Here is a 16,136-nt window from a genome sequence, read left to right on the forward strand (position 1 = left end):
TTCGTGTGATAACAGCTTGTCTAACAAATATGAAGTGAAAAGCAGCCTAGACGCTAGTTCTACTTACGGGGAAGAGGGGAAAGCTTCTCAGCTTGCAGGCCCATCTTCTTGAGCAGAGTGATCATTTGTTCCTTCTCTTCATCATTCAGTCCACTGAAAGCAAGATGAAGACGCTCTGAGTATTTCGGATACATCTCATTCATGAGACGTTCGCCTTCCGCGGTCAGTTCTGCGAAAATCACACGACGATCACTTGGACAAGGCTTGCGTTGCAAATAGCCACGTTCTTCGAGCTTGTCGATCACGTAAGTCACGTTACCGCTTTGTAGCAGCAGTTTAGCACCAATTTGTTGAATGGGCTGTGGTCCCTTATAGTACAACACTTCCATGACGGCAAAGGCAGTAGGATTAAAGCCTTCGATTTTGCTGCCGGTAACAGCATGCTCATTAATACTCTTGAATGATTTGGCAAATACCCGGTACAAATGTAGTGTTAATTGTGTATCACGTTCATAAGATTGTATCATGCTTCTCCACCCTCTATCGTTAATCATGTGAACTCGTCGCACGTCTGTAATCATATTAATTAGTGCACGGTTTACCTGTGCAACGAACTTTGAGATAACAATAGAATACGTGAAAGATTGAATGAAGAACATGTGATTTGTCACAATGAGCAACTTTTAATTATTAAAAATCAAACAATTTTTTGAAGATGTTGAAATTGAATGTTTTTTGACCTCAGTCTCTGATAGGATCTCAATTTCATCCCCCGGTTCAAGTACTATTTACGCCTCCAGACGGATGAATGATAATCTCCAATATTTTACTATTACTTCATTGAGAAATAGTAACGGGGAGTGAAGTAAAGATGGAGGAACATCGAATTCATGATTTAAAAGAAAGTAAGCTAACCGCAAATAAGCCGTTCATGCTGCTTATCGCCGCACAGCTTGTATCGAATGTAGGAGACTGGTTACATATCCTAGCGCTACTGACAATGGTAGGGTTCAAATGGAATGCTACACCGTGGGAAATTACGGCTATATCTTTATGTATGGCTGTACCTCTGTTGTTAGGAGGCCCCTTTGCTGGTTATTTAAGTGATCGTTTCAACCGAAAGGCACTAATGATTGGTTCGGATATAGCACGTTCAGCGATTGTGATTTGCTTAGTATTTGCAGGCTCGCTGTGGCAAGTCTATGTGCTGCTGCTGGCAAAGGGATGTATGGATGTGCTATTCTCTCCAGCCAAAAGCGGAAAGATTAAGGAACTTGTTCCCGCGGCCCAGATGGATAAAGCGATGGCGCTTAGTTCATCTATAGAACAGATAACCAAAATTGTGGGCCCTGCTCTCGGGGGATTGTTGGTGGCAGCCTTCGGCATAGCTGCTTGTTACATGATTGACTCTGCTACTTTCATTTTATCGGCGATCATTTTACTTGGATTACCGCGATTAGCTGCGGTGAAGAAGGAGAATGCAGAAGCAAGCACAGGGGAAACTGAGGTGCGTAAATCCTTCCGCCAAGAAATGTCCGCGGGTCTGCAGGTGATCGCAGGAATGCCTGTGGTGCTCTGTGGCATTGTTACGTTGGTACTGGTACTGTTAATGCTGCAGATCGGTGACTCTCAGATTGTAACATTATTCCGGGAAATTCCAGGTGTAAACGGTGATTTGCTGGGGTGGTGTGTAGCAGCCAGTGGCCTTGGAACCTTATTATCAGCGCTGTTTGTGAGCCGTATAGGCAGTGGCAAGCATCCGCTCATCTTTATGGGATTAGGGGCTGTAATCATGGGAGCTGTCTTCTCGAGTGCAGGGATCGTAACTGCTCACGGTCAGGCAGGAATCTGGATGAACATTGCTTTGTTTGGGTCCTTCATGTTTGCCGGTGTGGGTGCAGGACTAGCGTTTATACCCTTTAATTCGATGCTCCAGCAACGGACACCTGCAGAATACACGGGACGTGTGTTTGGGACCATAGGCAGTCTGACAAGCGCGGCCGTCATTCTAGGACCTGTAGCCGGTGGAGCTTTAGTGACAGCATCTGGCCCAGTGTCTGCCTTTATTCTATCTGGTCTGCTTACAGGCGTGCTGGGGCTGGGGTTGTTAATGCTGCGTGGCAAAATTGAGCGCAGGGATGAGGCGGCTATCAAGAAGCTGGAGGGAGCAGCAGCGACAAATAACATGGATCTTGTAGGACAGACCTCCCTTTAATGGGAGGTTTCTTTTGTTCGCTATTGAGCAGAGCTTAAGTTATTAATGTGAAAAAAGCAGCTTGATTATTTTCAGGAAAAATATATAGTACGATTAGATAAGTTTCGATTGCCTCTGTTGACCATTCGAATATCATTCATATACGTTATAGAGAATGCAATCTATAATAGTATTTATTAGAAGTATCTAGGAGATGGAGAGTATGGAAAAAGAAGAAACAATAGTGGATACCGAGAGCTATGACGACATTGTGCTCGATGTTGAGATCGATGAAGCTGGCTATGAAGCGGGAGATCCTTGCATATTCGATATTTCTTTTCAGGTGAAGCGAGGGCAGTTGCTCGGACTGATCGGACCTAATGGTGCTGGAAAGAGTACAACCATTAAGACCCTGCTCGGTTTGCTGAAGAATACCAAGGCTAAGGTGTCTTTTAGCGGCGTTAATAAATCTTACGCTTATGTACCGGAGCAGCCTGTGTTTTATGAGGATTTGACGTTGTGGGAGCATTTAGATTTAGCAGCCGCTGCTTATGGACTGAAGTATGAACAGTTCGAAGAAACTGCAGAAAGGTTGCTGAAGCAGTTTGGTATGGGCCATGTGCGCAATGATCTTCCAGCCGGATTCTCAAAGGGCATGAAACAAAAAATGATGCTAATGCTTGGCTTTTTGGTACAGCCGGATGTTTATATTGTGGACGAGCCGTTTATCGGTTTAGATCCTCGCGCCACTAAAGATTTCTTGCGACTTCTGGAAGCAGAGCGGAAGCGAGGGGCGGGTGTATTAATGTCTACGCATGTACTGGATACTGCAGAGAAGATATGCGATGATTTCGTACTGATCTCCGGGGGAAGGGTTGCCGCTTCGGGAACACTCGAAGATATACGTGATTATGCTGGACTGCCGGAGGCGTCGTTGTTTGATTGCTTCGACGAACTGACATGAGTAAGCAGGGACAGCGGACGTTTGCTTTTTCTAACGCCAAACAACTATTCAGACGGCGGCTATTCTCTCATTGGCGTGAGCAATCCGCTATTATTCGTACAGCGGCTGATTGGACCGTTCTCTTATATATTCTTATTCCCGGGGGATTGCTGGGAGGGCGTTTGTATTATGGTTTCTGGAATGAGGCGCTACCGGCTTGGAGTGTGAATCTGCCGTTTATGTTCATTCTTTCATTATTAGTGCTCCTGATCTGCAATGGGGGATTGGTGCTATTATTGCAGGAAGGGGACCTATTATTTCTTAGACAACGGCAGCGATGGGTTAATACGATCGTATTTCGCGGATTGCTCTACAGCCTGTTTGTAACCTCGCTTAAATTCTGTGTTGCTTTTGCACTGCTATTGCCCTTTCTGATTCGGGGATTTGAAATGACTTCATTTGAGGTATGGTCGCTCTTCGCTCTGACCTTGGCGTGCAGCTGGTGTGTTAAGCTACTTGGGCATCTTGTAAAAGTACAGAAGCAAGGTTGGCGGCGCTGGTTGTGGCTATTCCTGGCGATCTCCGTCCCAAACGCTATTTATTTCAGAGTAGCTAGCCTTTGGAATGATCGCCCGCTCTTCATATTGCTGAGTGCAGTTGTATTTACAGTCGTTGCGATTATCGCTTTCCGTTGGCGCTTATTGATGCGCGGGACATTTATGAACGATGTGCGAGAAGACTACAAGCAGCGGATGAAGATTGCAGCCATTCTGCTCCGCAATGTTCTGGATAAACCTCGTCCGACTCGCCATAAGCCGTGGATTTTCCGGAAGTCACAGCCTTTGCTTAAATCAAAGACTGCCGAGAGCCGTTTCTCTGCGGCAGCGATTAAGGCACTCGTACGGAATCCGGCCCATTTGAAGCTTTACTTAGCTTTTACAGCCGTGTCCGCCGTCGCGATTCTTATTATTCCATCGGGTTTCAAATGGCTGGGATTTGTAGTGTTAACATCACTCATGACTTTTTGGCTGTTCTCGTTCTGGTCGTTGTTTGTTGGTGATGATTATATTGGGATACTACCGTTTACGAAAGAACAAAAGGCTGAAGCGGGAATGCATGCGGTCCCTATTCTATTGCTTCCCTTTACAATGGTTTCCTCCGCACTAATCTGTCTCTCTTTGTATGGATGGTGGGGGATCATCCTGTTTGTTCCGGTTGGATACATGGTAGGACTCTTTATTAGCAGAATATTTGGTACGTTCCGTTTAGGGAAAGAATGATAGATAGACATAAAAACAGCGTGAATTGAGAAGCCTCTCAAATCACGCTGTTTTTAGTTGCATCGTTTTAGTTAAGTCTTAGATCTGCGGCATGTTTGCCTGCTGTATAACCGGTAGAGAAGGCGGCTGTTATATTGTAGCCACCGGTATAACCATGGATATCGAGCACCTCACCGCAGAAGAATAGCCCTTGCATAAGCTTAGATTCCATTCTTTTGGGATCGATTTCCTTCAGATTTACTCCGCCGCCCGTAACAAAGGCCTCGGACAGGGAACGGGTACCGTGAACATAGACGGGCATCCGTTTCAAGATACCTGCTAGAGCGAGCAATCCATTCTTGGATACATGATGGCCCGTTATATCTCCATCTAGGTCAGCTTTAGCTAATAAGAGAGGGATGAGACGTTCTGGCAGCAACCCCTTCAACGAATTGCGGATCGCTTTCTTCGGTTCCTGCTCCAGCTTGTCCTGCACCATAGCTTCCACTTCTTGTGCGGTCAGATCAGGGAAGAGGTCGATGGACATCTCGACAGTGTCTGTGCCGGATTTACGTTGGACTTGTCTCAGAAATTGACTGCACCGCAGAGCAATTGGTCCCGATAATCCAAAATGAGTGAAAATCATATCTCCACGATGAGAGATAACCTTCTTTCCTTTAGGATTCCAAACAGTAAGTGCCACATCGCGCAGCGACAATCCTTGCAGCTCACCGGATTTAATCCACTCTTCCCGTGAAATAATCGGTACCTCTGTCGGGAACAGCTCAGTAATGGTGTGGCCTGCGGCTTCCGCCCAAGGATATCCATCTCCAGTAGAGCCGGTCTGAGGCACAGACTTCCCGCCGGTGGCGATGATGACAGCAGCAGTGGAGATCGTTTTACCCGAGCTCAGCTGAACACCCTTAACAGTCCCCTCTGCATATATTACATGTGAGACAGGACTGTCCGTCATTATCTGCACGCCAAGACTTCGTACTTTGTTAATTAAGGCGGAGACGACACTGGAGGCCTTATCGGAAACTGGAAACATCCGTCCGTTGTCTTCTTCCTTTAATGCAATGCCTAAGTCTTCAAAAAAGGCAATGATATCTTGATTATTAAAATGGTCGAAGGCGCTATACAAGAAACGCCCGTTTCCGGGAATATGGGAGATCAACTCATCTCTCTCCTTGACGTTCGTTACATTGCAGCGTCCACCACCAGATATCCCAAGCTTTCGTCCTAGCTTAGCTCCTTTATCAATCAGGAGTACGGATGCTCCGTGTTCTGCTGCAGCCACGCTTGCCATTAATCCTGAAGGGCCGCCACCTATGACGATCACATCGTAGTTGCTCATGGAATTTTACTCCTTTACATGTTAAGACACGGGTATTGCTCCGTGTTTTCCTAACGGAATCATACCATTCTGACTCTCATGTAACCAGTCTTCTCCTTCTGCTTAGTGATTATCGTTGTCAGGAGAGTAAACCTGTGCTTTAATCTAGACATGTAGGGGAATTTGTCCATTTTGGGGTGTGATTGTAATTATTGGCGCAATCAAGGATATATTTTTGCAAATATCGGCAGCATGCTCCTTTCTTTTTCTAATTCAATGGTGGGTAGACCAAGGGCTTGTGGCTCGAAAAAAAGGTAGTATCCCGGATAATCAAAATTTTTTGGTTATGGCTTGTACATTAAGTCTTATTCTGTGTACTCTTCTTTCGACGACTTTATTCGGTATTGCTTATTTGAATTTAGGGATGATCCCTGCTTATATCGGTATTTTATATGGAACTGTACGTTCAGGTATTTTGCTGTCTATCTTTTTGCTCGTCTGTAATATATTCATTGCAGAGCCGACAGGAATAAGTAATATGATATTAAATTCAGGAATACTATTATATCCGTTGCTGTTTGGGCTAGCTAAGCCTTTTAAGAAAGGCACAGTGGTAGAGAAGATAGGGATGTTATGGATGGTTCTTTGTCCGAATATGTTATTCATTGCACTTGTACCTATTATAGGCGGTAAAAATATATATGAGTCTAATTCTGGTGAGTCACTTTTGATTACTTTGTATCTGTTTTTCACCATTGCACTTGGTGGTATTTTTGTTTATTTTGTTGAAATGGTCTGGAGTAGATGGCGGGCTAAGGTACATATGGAAACTAAAAGTGATAATTTTCAGTGGGAGTCTGAGAAGCTGCAGCAGATTACAAACGTAGTACCTCTCAGTATTATGTCCATGGAAGATAATGGAGTTGTGACTGACCTTAATGATTGTATGATGGAAATGATCCGAACTCATTATCCCAATTTGAGACGGGAAGATATTATCGGCAAGTCCGTTAGAGAATTTTTCAACGGTTCATCGGATACTGAAGCGTATATGCGTGTACGGGAGAATATTCGTCATAGACGGCGTTCACATGAACGAATGGGTTATGGATCACGGATTTATCAAATTTATTCAGCACCGCTGGTGAATAAGAACATAGAATTGTCTGGCGGGGCAGTAGTCATTGCACAGGATATTACCGATGAAGTGAAACTCCGCTCAGAGCTGGATCATGTGGAACGTTTGAGCTTGGTAGGGCAGATGGCTGCTGGAATTACCCATGAGATTCGTAATCCTATGGCGGTAGTCCGTGGATTTTTACAGCTGATGAGAGAAAAGAGCTCGGATGATTTGGATTCTTATTATCAGATCGTGTTAGAGGAGCTGGATCGGGCAAATAGCATTATTAATGATTTCTTATCGTTGGCACAGAGCCGGATATCAGATAAGGAGAAGGTGCGATTACACCGTATTATAGAAGAAGTAAGTCCTCTGCTATGGGCGGATGCTAATCTTCGTGGTCAAAGTGTTGAGCTAAAGCTGAACGCATCCATTCATGAATTGGAGTTAAACGTTCGGGAAATAAAGCAGCTTATCCTCAATCTAGGGCGCAACGGCATGGAGGCTATGGGCCCTAAGGGGATTCTGACACTGGAAACACGCAGCATACAGGATAAAGTGGAGCTGATTGTCAGGGATAGAGGGACCGGTATGTCTGAAAGTCAGCAAGAGAAGTTGTTCTCCCCCTTTTTCACAACGAAAAGGGAGGGAACGGGTCTAGGTTTATCCTTGTGTCTCAGTATTGTGGAGCGACATAACGGAAAAATAAATGTAGAGTCTGCAGAAGGAGAGGGTACAGTGTTTACCATCTCATTCCCTTTAGTAAAGGAAGAATATAGCGGAGCTACCCTTACGGATTGAATCAGGTTACTGTAGCATCTCTTGCTTTCACAGAGTATGAATGTATAATAAAGTTAGTAAGTACTGCTGTAATGTTATCTGACAAAACAGTAATTAGTGAAGGAGAGTGCAGAGAAATGTCCATGTCTTTTAATCAATATATGAGAGATTCAATTCAGCCTATGCGTGATGACCTTACAAGCATTGGGTTTCAGGAGCTTATGACTCCAGAAGAGGTGGAAGCCACTCTTCCTACTGCAAAAGGTACGGCACTTGTAGTTGTGAATTCGGTCTGTGGTTGTGCCGCTGGACAATGTCGTCCTGGTGTAGCTGAGGCACTGCAAAATGAGATTACTCCGGATCACTTGTTCACAGTGTTTGCAGGTCAAGAGAAAGAAGCCACTGCTAAAGCACGTGAATATTTTGCTCCTTATCCGCCGTCTTCCCCTTCCATCGCATTGATGAAGGATGGAGAGCTAGTTCATTTTATTGAACGTCATAGTGTTGAGAATCGTTCGGCTGCTGAAATTTCTGCTGAATTGAAAGAAGTCTTTGAACGTTTTTGCCAGTAAAAAAAGTTATTCCATACAATCTCGCATCAGTCGGTAATTCGGCTGTTGCGGGATTTTTCAAAATATAAGAGCGATAATGGGATAGAATATACTTAGAAGCATAGTGCTTCACTTGGTATGGATATTTTGATGGATATGGAACCATTTCTGATGGAACGGGGTGTGGTTTGTGAGTTTACAGGAAGAAATTATTGCTGATCTTGGCGTGAAGCCAACGATTGATGTAGAAGCAGAGGTTCGTAAACGGGTTGATTTCTTAAAGTCGTACGTGCTGAAGGCAGGTGCCAAAGGATTATTAATCGCTATTAGCGGCGGGGTGGACAGCGCAGTAGCAGCGGGTCTCTGTAAACAGGCTACGGACGAGCTGTCAGCACAGGAAGGAACAGAGTATATTACGCTTGGCGTATTCCAGCCATATGGTGTTCAAGAGGATATCCAGCACAGTTACGATGTCGCTAAAGCTTTTAATCTGACCCATACAGTGGAGACTAATATTGAGGAAGCTGTAAATGAAATTGCGCTTGAGGTTGAACATGGTCTGAAGTCCTTGGGACAACATCGCCATATGACGCATCAAGGCAAGGGTAATGTTAAAGCGAGAACACGTATGGTTATGCAATATGCGCTCTCTTTTGAGAACAATCTGATTGTAGTAGGAACGGATCATGCTTCTGAGGCTATTACGGGTTTCTACACCAAGTGGGGGGATGGGGCAGTAGATATTACACCTCTATCCACGCTTAACAAACGTCAGGTTCGTCAATTAGCTGCTCATATCGGTGTACCTGCGGATATTGTCACTAAAGCACCTACGGCAGGCTTATGGCCGGGGCAGACGGATGAAACCGAGCTGGGGATTACTTATGATGATAATAGCGATTATCTGGAAGGTAAGCAGGTTAACCCTGAGGTAGCGGAGAAACTTGAGAATTATTATCGGAGAACGGCGCATAAGCGCAATGTCATTCCTGGAATTTAAGAATAGGTTGAACTAGAAACCGCCACAGGGACTGCGTAGTTGCAGAACTCGTGGCGGTTTTTAACATATCAGAAAGAATATTTGGGCCCCCTTGGGAGATTGGTAGTCTATAAGAAGAATTAGTCGGCAAGCGCCTGAGTGATAAAACTAATGGTTGCAGCAATGGCAAGCTCCAATTGTGGAGTGGTTCCAGCAAAAGGATGCACAGTGCAGAAGGTATGATTTCCCTCAGGAATCTGCACCCAGTTAATATCCGGTCGAATTATGGTGAGTTGTTCAGACCCTTGCCGGAGGTGTGCGCCATCCTGACTGCCTTGAATTAGGACTACCGGGAAGGTCGCTGTCTTCATGCGCTTAAGGATGTTATAGCGTTCTTTATGGTTCTCCATATCTTCTAAAATAACAGCATCCAGCGGCATTTGTTGGCCGGTACGTCCATTAAGGACATGGGTACGCCCAGTTTCCTTCATCTCCTGCTTCTGTTCTTCCGTCAACAAATCGAGCTTCGTAACCCCGTTCCAGGAGATGACTCCTCTAACTTCATCGGGATGGTCAAGCGTATAGACCAGACTAATTCCACCTCCAAGACTATGCCCAAGAAGGAATAATGGCAGGCTGCCAAATTTCGGGTGCTGGCTAAGATAGGACAACAGTATTTCCATGTCCTTCAGCTCACGACGAAAAGTGTTGCGGGCGAATTTCTCGAGCTCAGTAAAATGTAGCAGATCCTCTCCTATTCCAGCATGAGAGAAATTGAAGGTGATCACTTCATGATCTTGGCTGAGAGCAGTGGCTATGTAAGGAAACATCCCCCAATCTTTGAAGCCCTTGTAACCGTGCGCAATAACGATAAGACTCTTAGGCACGCCTTGAGCAGGAAAATGCGAGCAACGGATTACAGCGTCTTCACCAGCTGGTATTTCGAAATTACGATGCTGCATAGGGTAATCCCCTCTTTCTAATATATAAATGAAGTAAATCAGTAAGTCCATCACGAAGGCGCCTGAATGGACTTCCAAAGCATTTTCTTTTAAGATAGCAGAAAGAATCTTATAGGACTATAATTTAAAATTGAAATGAATGACCTGTATAATGATCATACCATTATTGAAGTAATATAGGATACACGTCCATAAGGAGCGTGAAATTGTGATTTACGGAATCGGACATGATGTGTTAGAAATTGAACGAATCTCAGAAGTAATGCGTAGGGGACAGGGGGAAAAATTTAATCAGCGCATCCTAACGGAGCAAGAGTACCTACTTGCCGAGCAACGAGGCGGGAGGTTGGCTGAGTTCGTAGCGGGGCGCTTTGCTGCCAAGGAAGCCGTTGTGAAGGCTTTAGGCTGCGGCATCGGCAATATAGTTGGTTTTCACGATATTGAGATATTACCTGACCCCAAAGGTAAGCCAGAAGTAATCTTATCATGTGAAGCCTGGGGTAGACTGGATCTACCTGAAGGACAGAAGTATACCATTCATCTTACGATAACACATGGCCGTGATTTGGCTTCAGCTTTTGCAGTAGTAGAGGGGCTAGGTTCATATATTGAACCATGATTATGAAGGGCAAGGAGAATTACAATGAAACAACGAGAACGACAGGATTTGCAGGAACGAGAAGAAGGACAAGAATTAAAAGAGAGACAAGAAAAACAAGACCAGTGTGAACGCAAAGATCAGATGGATTTGAAGGAAGGACAAGATAAACAAGATCAGGAGCTGCGGGAGGCCAAGCAATATTTCAGTTATCATTTGCTGGAGTGGTATCAAGGGCAGAAGCGGGATTTGCCATGGCGCAGGCATCGCAATCCTTATTATATTTGGATTTCCGAGATCATGCTGCAGCAGACAAGGGTAGATACGGTGATCCCTTATTTTAATCGTTTTATTGAACGCTTTCCGACGGTGGAGTCCCTCGCTGACGCCCCTGAGGAGGATGTACTTAAGTGCTGGGAAGGCTTGGGTTATTATTCTCGAGCACGTAATATACAGCATGCAGCCAAGCAGGTAAAAGAGCTATATGGTGGGCAGGTGCCGAACGATCGCGAGGCGGTGTTCAGCTTAAAGGGAGTGGGACCTTACACTGCTGGGGCTATCCTCAGCATTGCGTTTAACAGGCCGGAGCCCGCGGTGGACGGTAATGTGATGCGGGTGCTGTCTCGATATTTCCTCATCGAGGATGATATCGCCAAGGGACCGACCCGCGTGAAAATGGAGCGCCTGGCGGCTGAGCTGATCCCGGAGGGAGAAGCTGCATCGTTTAATCAGGCGCTTATGGAGCTTGGGGCGCTCGTATGCACCCCGAAATCACCGAGCTGCTTAACCTGCCCGGTGATGGAGCATTGCGCTGCGCGCCTGGCGGGCTGCGAGACTTCGCTGCCCGTCAAGACCAAGGCTAAGCCGCCGCGCCCAGAGGAGCGGCTGGCGGCCTTAATCGAGGGCCGCGGTGCCCACGCGGGCCAAGTGCTCATCCGGCAGCGGCCACAAAGCGGGCTGTTAGCCCGCATGTGGGAGCTGCCGCATTGGCAGGCGCCGCCAGCAGAAGGCGGCGCCAAGAGCGCGCGGCTGCCGGAGGCCGCGGCGCTGGACCGGCTGCGCCGGTCACTGCGGCAGGCCGGGATCTCCGCCCGGCCTGAGGAGCACTGGATGGCTGCTGAGCATATCTTCAGCCATATTGTGTGGACCCTGCAGGTGTATCGCTGCAGGGAGGAGGACGCCCTTCCGCTGCCGATGGCGGCAGAAGGACGTGCAGTGTATAACACGGATACGGGGCTGTTCCCAGAGATGGACAGCAGCATACCCGTAGAGAGATTCGAGGACGGTAACGCTAGTCCTGAGGACGGCGGAGCTGTACGCTGGATTAGCCGTGAAGATATGGCTAATTATGCGTTCCCTAATGTCTTCTTGAAGCTGCTGAATCTTTATTTCGATGAGCAGGAAGAGCAGGCGAAGTCGGGGAAGTAGAGATTGTTTGATGTAGAAGTATGGGATGTAAGCGAAGTATGGAATGTACTATGCTTACATCTATTTGGTTCTGTTGATTTATGACTTCAAGAGTGATCAAAATTTGTTTTTAGGGAATTCTTCCCTGAAATCATGCCCTTTCCGCCTGTATTTAATCATTTTAGGGAAAACCTCCCTAAAAATTCGGTGAATATCTTATTTGTGCTCCAGAATCGCTGGTTTTTAGGGAGGTTTTCCCTTATTACTAGTGTTTATGGAGCATATCGCTGAATTTAAGGGAGTTATTCCCCAATTATAGTAAGACAAGGCTATTTGGGGACTCTGCCCAGTAGAGCAACATAAAAAAAGGTATCCCACAGCCTATTCGGCTAGGGAATACCTTTTTAATTAGGCTATTAAGCTATAAGCTCAAGCCAAATTTAATTCCTTATTTCGCGCTTTCGTAACGTTTGCCAACTTCTTCCCAGTTTACTACATTCCAGAACGCTTTGATGTAATCAGGGCGTTTGTTTTGGTAGTTCAGGTAGTAAGCGTGCTCCCATACATCAAGTCCGAGGATTGGAGTAGCGCCTTCGCTGATTGGGTTGTCTTGGTTAGGTGTGCTTGTTACTGCCAGTTTGCCATCTTTAACAACTAGCCAAGCCCAGCCGCTGCCGAAACGAGTAGTTGCTGCTGCTGCGAAATCTTCTTTGAATTTTTCAAATCCGCCCAGCTCGCTATCAATAGCTGCTGCAAGAGCGCCAGTTGGTGCGCCACCGCCGTTTGGTCCGATAACTTCCCAGAAAAGGGTGTGGTTAGCGTGTCCGCCACCATTGTTACGAACAGCAGTACGGATAGCTTCTGGTACAGCGTTCAGATCTGTAAGAAGTTCTTCGATGCTTTTGCCTTGCAATTCAGGTGCCTTTTCCAAAGCTGCGTTCAGATTAGTCACATATGTGTTATGGTGTCTGTCATGGTGAATTTCCATCGTTAGTGCGTCGATGTGTGGTTCAAGTGCGTTGTTTGCGTAAGGAAGTGCTGGTAATTGAAATGCCATGGAAAAATCCCTCCTGAGTATATTAGAATTTTGTATAGATAAAGAACTTCGGCGGTTTATCGTCAAAATTCTTTATTGTTGATATGTACTATAGGGTATCGCCCAATAGGATACTTTAATTAAACAGTATCTGGATCAATAATGCAACACTAAACAAACATAAATGTTTATAAAGTATGATTGGAATGTAAACAGAAATATCAATTGTATTTAAAATGTTAAAAGCAAGAGTCTTCACCCTATAGACATAACTCTTTAGAATTACCCTTATAATGAAACAATGAATCTGAATCAAAATGTAAACGCTTGATATTAAGCGCTTTCAAAAGAAAAGTGATGATATCGCGAGAAAAGTGTGCTTTAATAGATTTAAAAGCAGGTATTCCTCGGTATTTGATGCTTTTTTTTATTTTCTCAATGTTAAGGGAACCCCTTCTTTTTGTTAAATTCATAAGCCATAGACAAGGGAGATTTTAAAGAATGCACGTTCGTTCCTTTCAATTAAGCGACGTTAGCCCTGTGACTGATTTGCTGCAAACTGCATTATCGGAAGAATGTTTCGAGAACACTATCGAGCCTTTCTCCAGGCAGCTTTCATGGGATTCCGATCTCATTGTAGTTGCGGAAGATGAAGAAGAGATTGTTGGAGCACTGATTGGTACGATTGAGAAAAACCACGGTTGTTATTTCCGGATTGCTGTACATCCTGATTATCGCCGCAGAGGAGTCGGAAGAAGTCTGGTATCGGCTATGGAATCCAGGTTTCAAGCTCGTAAAGTTAGTGGTATCTTTGTAGCCGTCGATGAGCATAATTCTTTTGCATTGCCATTGTACGAAGCTATGGGATATAACGAGAATCAAATTTTTAAATCTGTCCGGAAGCTGAGCATTGTTGGGTAATTTTGATCATCCAGATGCGTAAGCGGAAACATTTACTAAATAAAGAACTATAGTTGATGATATAGTCTGTTTCATTCATACTCAAGCGTATTTTCCAGAAGTCCATTAGTAATGGCTGGGAGATATGCTTTTTTATTGTTATAATATCTGCAAGTATAAACATCAATAATCGAGAATAAGAGGTGACATATTGAGCCAGGAGCCCCAAGTAGAGTTCATGCGTAATCGGAAGCAAAGACATAGATCCTCCAGATCAAAAAAAGGCTTTGGAGGTCGAGTGGTAGCGGAATTGAAGGATTGGTTGCTTACAGCGGTAATTGTTTTTGCGGTGATGTCGGTTCTTAATATTTTTGTATTTAATATATCAACGGTTAAAGGTCAGTCTATGCAGCCAACGCTTTTGGAAGGTGAGAGGCTTTTTATTAATAAGCTTTCATTGATATTTGTAAACCCGAAACACGGGGATGTCGTCATTCTTCATGATCCGAGCACGGGGCCCAGTCGTAAGGACTTTTTAGTGAAGCGAGTCATCGGTATACCTGGAGATATCATAGAAGTGAAGGATCACCAGTTATATGTGAATGGAAAAATAGTGAATGAGCCGTATATAGATACCGAAATTGAAGACCCTGATTTCGCGGCGTTAACTGTGGAGAGCGGAAGCTATTTTGTCATGGGAGATAACCGGCATGCTTCAGCAAGCAAGGACAGTCGTTATTTCGGAGCTATTCCACAGGACATGATTGTAGGCAGAGCGGATTATATTTGGTGGCCGCTGTCTAAACTGAAAGGACTATAAGGAATTTATAGATTATTAGTAAAGGAGAAGGCGGAAATGAATGATACATCTCAGTCACCTTATGCTCCCCCGCCTTCCAAGTGGGCACAGCTTAAAGCGGAAATTCAGGAGGCTGCGTCATCACTCGGTATTGATGATATCGGGTTTACAACTGCGGAGCCTTTTTTATATTTAAAAAATATTCTGCAAGACCATCGTGACAAAGGTTACGAATCTGGTTTCGAGGAACCGGATTTGGATAAAAGGACGATCCCCGCACTAAGCTCTGGGGACAAGCCCTTGTCTATTATTTCGATTGCTGTGGCCTATCCCTCCAAAATGGTGGATCCTCCGAAATCTGAACCGGGTGCGCGTAGAGGCATTCTCGCCCGGGCATCATGGGGCAGGGATTATCATCATGTGCTCAGAGAGGCATTAAGTAAGCTAGAGGACTTTATTCATGAGCGTGTACCGGAAGCTGTGCTGGAAAGTATGGTGGATACCGGCGTACTGGTGGATAGAGCGGTCGCGGAAAGAGCGGGAATAGGCTTCAGCGGCAAAAACTGTTCTATCATCTCACCTAAATGGGGATCCTGGATTTATCTAGGGGAGATGGTTACGAATATTCCTTTTGCTCCGGACGAGCCTGTTGAAGAAGGCTGCGGAGATTGTACCAAGTGTATTGATGCCTGTCCGACCGGCGCGCTGGTGGGTCCGGGTCAATTAAATGCGCAGGCCTGTATTTCTTTTCTGACGCAGACTAAAGGGTTTCTGAGCGACGAATACATGACCAAGATTGGGAACCGTCTATACGGCTGTGACACCTGCCAGATTGTATGTCCTAAGAATAGGGGGAAGAACTGGAATCATCGCCCTCAGATGCAACCTGATCCTGAGATCGTGAAGCCATTGTTAATGCCGATCCTTGATCTTAGCAATCGTGAATTTAAAGAGAGATTCGGCAATAGCTCGGCTGCCTGGAGAGGCAAAAAGCCGATGCAACGAAATGCGATCATCGCCCTCGGCAATTTTAAGGAAGTGGGGGCTGTGCCAAAGCTAACAGAAATTGTTCTGAAAGAGCCGCGCCCAGAGATGCGAGGCACTGCTGCTTGGGCGCTGGGACGTATCGGTGGTGAGCAGGCTCTAGCTGCTGTTGAATCGGCTTTAGAACGCGAAGAGCATGACACGGTAAGGCAAATGCTGAGCCGGGCACAGGATGTACTCCTAACTGCGAAGCAGGCACGAGAGGAGAGTGATGTTAATGAAGGAAAA

At 45.4% G+C, this 16,136-nt stretch carries 14 protein-coding genes and 1 pseudogene; 11 read left to right on the forward strand and 4 right to left on the reverse strand.

The genetic code is table 11. The features are described from left to right. Positions 1-59: 59 nt before the first annotated feature. The gene (locus NST74_RS02855; protein WP_042123913.1) at positions 60-527 is read right to left on the reverse strand and encodes a MarR family winged helix-turn-helix transcriptional regulator; all 468 of its coding nucleotides are present in this window, start codon (positions 525-527) and stop codon (positions 60-62) included. Between the two features lie 344 nt (positions 528-871). On the opposite strand from NST74_RS02855, the gene NST74_RS02860 reads away from it, so the two are divergent. The 3 genes from NST74_RS02860 (at position 872) to NST74_RS02870 (ending at position 4,417) form a co-directional block, all read left to right on the forward strand. Next, the gene (locus tag NST74_RS02860; RefSeq protein ID WP_341110312.1) at positions 872-2,215 is read left to right on the forward strand and encodes an MFS transporter; all 1,344 of its coding nucleotides are present in this window, start codon (positions 872-874) and stop codon (positions 2,213-2,215) included. A 202-nt stretch (positions 2,216-2,417) separates the two neighbouring features. Further along, positions 2,418-3,158 carry an ABC transporter ATP-binding protein gene (locus NST74_RS02865; RefSeq protein ID WP_341110313.1) on the forward strand — a complete coding sequence of 247 codons (741 nt, stop codon included), beginning with the start codon at positions 2,418-2,420 and terminating at the stop codon, positions 3,156-3,158. Further along, the gene (locus NST74_RS02870) at positions 3,155-4,417 is read left to right on the forward strand and encodes an ABC transporter permease (RefSeq protein ID WP_341110314.1); all 1,263 of its coding nucleotides are present in this window, start codon (positions 3,155-3,157) and stop codon (positions 4,415-4,417) included. Before NST74_RS02865 ends, NST74_RS02870 begins: the two co-directional genes overlap by 4 nt. Positions 4,418-4,484: 67 nt before the next feature. Here NST74_RS02870 and NST74_RS02875 read toward each other — a convergent pair whose 3' ends face one another. Beyond that, the gene (locus tag NST74_RS02875; RefSeq protein WP_341110315.1) at positions 4,485-5,753 is read right to left on the reverse strand and encodes a BaiN/RdsA family NAD(P)/FAD-dependent oxidoreductase; all 1,269 of its coding nucleotides are present in this window, start codon (positions 5,751-5,753) and stop codon (positions 4,485-4,487) included. 178 nt (positions 5,754-5,931) lie between these two features. Between NST74_RS02875 and NST74_RS02880 the strand changes: the two genes are divergently transcribed. The 3 genes from NST74_RS02880 (at position 5,932) to nadE (ending at position 9,183) form a co-directional block, all read left to right on the forward strand. Beyond that, a complete protein-coding gene (locus NST74_RS02880) occupies positions 5,932-7,653 on the forward strand; it encodes a two-component system sensor histidine kinase NtrB (RefSeq protein ID WP_341110316.1) in 1,722 nt (573 codons plus the stop codon). A 116-nt stretch (positions 7,654-7,769) separates the two neighbouring features. Then, positions 7,770-8,204 (forward strand): BrxA/BrxB family bacilliredoxin, encoded by a 435-nt coding sequence (locus tag NST74_RS02885; protein ID WP_042123923.1) that lies wholly within the window; start codon positions 7,770-7,772, stop codon positions 8,202-8,204. Positions 8,205-8,373: 169 nt separating this feature from the next. Then, positions 8,374-9,183: an ammonia-dependent NAD(+) synthetase gene (nadE, locus tag NST74_RS02890; RefSeq protein ID WP_341110317.1), complete on the forward strand. Its 810-nt coding sequence runs from the start codon at positions 8,374-8,376 to the stop codon at positions 9,181-9,183. A gap of 119 nt (positions 9,184-9,302) precedes the next feature. On the opposite strand, the gene NST74_RS02895 is transcribed toward nadE, so the two are convergent. After that, positions 9,303-10,124 (reverse strand): alpha/beta hydrolase, encoded by an 822-nt coding sequence (locus NST74_RS02895; protein ID WP_341110318.1) that lies wholly within the window; start codon positions 10,122-10,124, stop codon positions 9,303-9,305. Between the two features lie 208 nt (positions 10,125-10,332). Between NST74_RS02895 and acpS the strand changes: the two genes are divergently transcribed. Both acpS and mutY read left to right on the forward strand, forming a co-directional pair. Continuing rightward, entirely contained in the window at positions 10,333-10,743 is a 411-nt protein-coding gene (gene acpS / locus NST74_RS02900) for a holo-ACP synthase (protein WP_341110319.1), read from the forward strand. A 123-nt stretch (positions 10,744-10,866) separates the two neighbouring features. Continuing rightward, positions 10,867-12,150: an A/G-specific adenine glycosylase gene (mutY, locus tag NST74_RS02905; protein WP_341115814.1), complete on the forward strand. Its 1,284-nt coding sequence runs from the start codon at positions 10,867-10,869 to the stop codon at positions 12,148-12,150. Positions 12,151-12,577: 427 nt separating this feature from the next. Here the strand turns inward: mutY and NST74_RS02910 are convergent, their stop codons facing one another. Then, positions 12,578-13,186 carry a superoxide dismutase gene (locus NST74_RS02910; protein ID WP_042123931.1) on the reverse strand — a complete coding sequence of 203 codons (609 nt, stop codon included), beginning with the start codon at positions 13,184-13,186 and terminating at the stop codon, positions 12,578-12,580. Positions 13,187-13,666: 480 nt separating this feature from the next. On the opposite strand from NST74_RS02910, the gene NST74_RS02915 reads away from it, so the two are divergent. The 3 genes and pseudogenes from NST74_RS02915 to queG all read left to right on the forward strand — a co-directional run. After that, positions 13,667-14,086: a GNAT family N-acetyltransferase gene (locus tag NST74_RS02915; RefSeq protein WP_042123932.1), complete on the forward strand. Its 420-nt coding sequence runs from the start codon at positions 13,667-13,669 to the stop codon at positions 14,084-14,086. A gap of 190 nt (positions 14,087-14,276) precedes the next feature. Then, positions 14,277-14,885 carry a signal peptidase I gene (lepB, locus tag NST74_RS02920; RefSeq protein WP_341110320.1) on the forward strand — a complete coding sequence of 203 codons (609 nt, stop codon included), beginning with the start codon at positions 14,277-14,279 and terminating at the stop codon, positions 14,883-14,885. Between the two features lie 36 nt (positions 14,886-14,921). Further along, positions 14,922-16,118, forward strand: a pseudogene (gene queG / locus NST74_RS02925) (tRNA epoxyqueuosine(34) reductase QueG); the annotation flags it as partial. Positions 16,119-16,136 lie beyond the last annotated feature (18 nt).

Source organism: Paenibacillus sp. FSL F4-0125 (assembly GCF_038008565.1).
GTDB lineage: Bacteria > Bacillota > Bacilli > Paenibacillales > Paenibacillaceae > Paenibacillus_AQ.

What these genes read in the sequence shown, in the direction of transcription:
- NST74_RS02895 (WP_341110318.1), bottom strand. Translation starts at nt 10,124, where the DNA reads ATGCAGCATCGTAATTTCGAAATACCAGCTGGTGAAGACGCTGTAATC.
- NST74_RS02875 (WP_341110315.1), bottom strand. Translation starts at nt 5,753, where the DNA reads ATGAGCAACTACGATGTGATCGTCATAGGTGGCGGCCCTTCAGGATTA.
- NST74_RS02870 (WP_341110314.1), top strand. Translation starts at nt 3,155, where the DNA reads ATGAGTAAGCAGGGACAGCGGACGTTTGCTTTTTCTAACGCCAAACAA.
- NST74_RS02910 (WP_042123931.1), bottom strand. Translation starts at nt 13,186, where the DNA reads ATGGCATTTCAATTACCAGCACTTCCTTACGCAAACAACGCACTTGAA.
- NST74_RS02860 (WP_341110312.1), top strand. Translation starts at nt 872, where the DNA reads ATGGAGGAACATCGAATTCATGATTTAAAAGAAAGTAAGCTAACCGCA.
- NST74_RS02885 (WP_042123923.1), top strand. Translation starts at nt 7,770, where the DNA reads ATGTCCATGTCTTTTAATCAATATATGAGAGATTCAATTCAGCCTATG.
- mutY (WP_341115814.1), top strand. Translation starts at nt 10,867, where the DNA reads ATGGATTTGAAGGAAGGACAAGATAAACAAGATCAGGAGCTGCGGGAG.
- NST74_RS02855 (WP_042123913.1), bottom strand. Translation starts at nt 527, where the DNA reads ATGATACAATCTTATGAACGTGATACACAATTAACACTACATTTGTAC.
- NST74_RS02865 (WP_341110313.1), top strand. Translation starts at nt 2,418, where the DNA reads ATGGAAAAAGAAGAAACAATAGTGGATACCGAGAGCTATGACGACATT.
- NST74_RS02915 (WP_042123932.1), top strand. Translation starts at nt 13,667, where the DNA reads ATGCACGTTCGTTCCTTTCAATTAAGCGACGTTAGCCCTGTGACTGAT.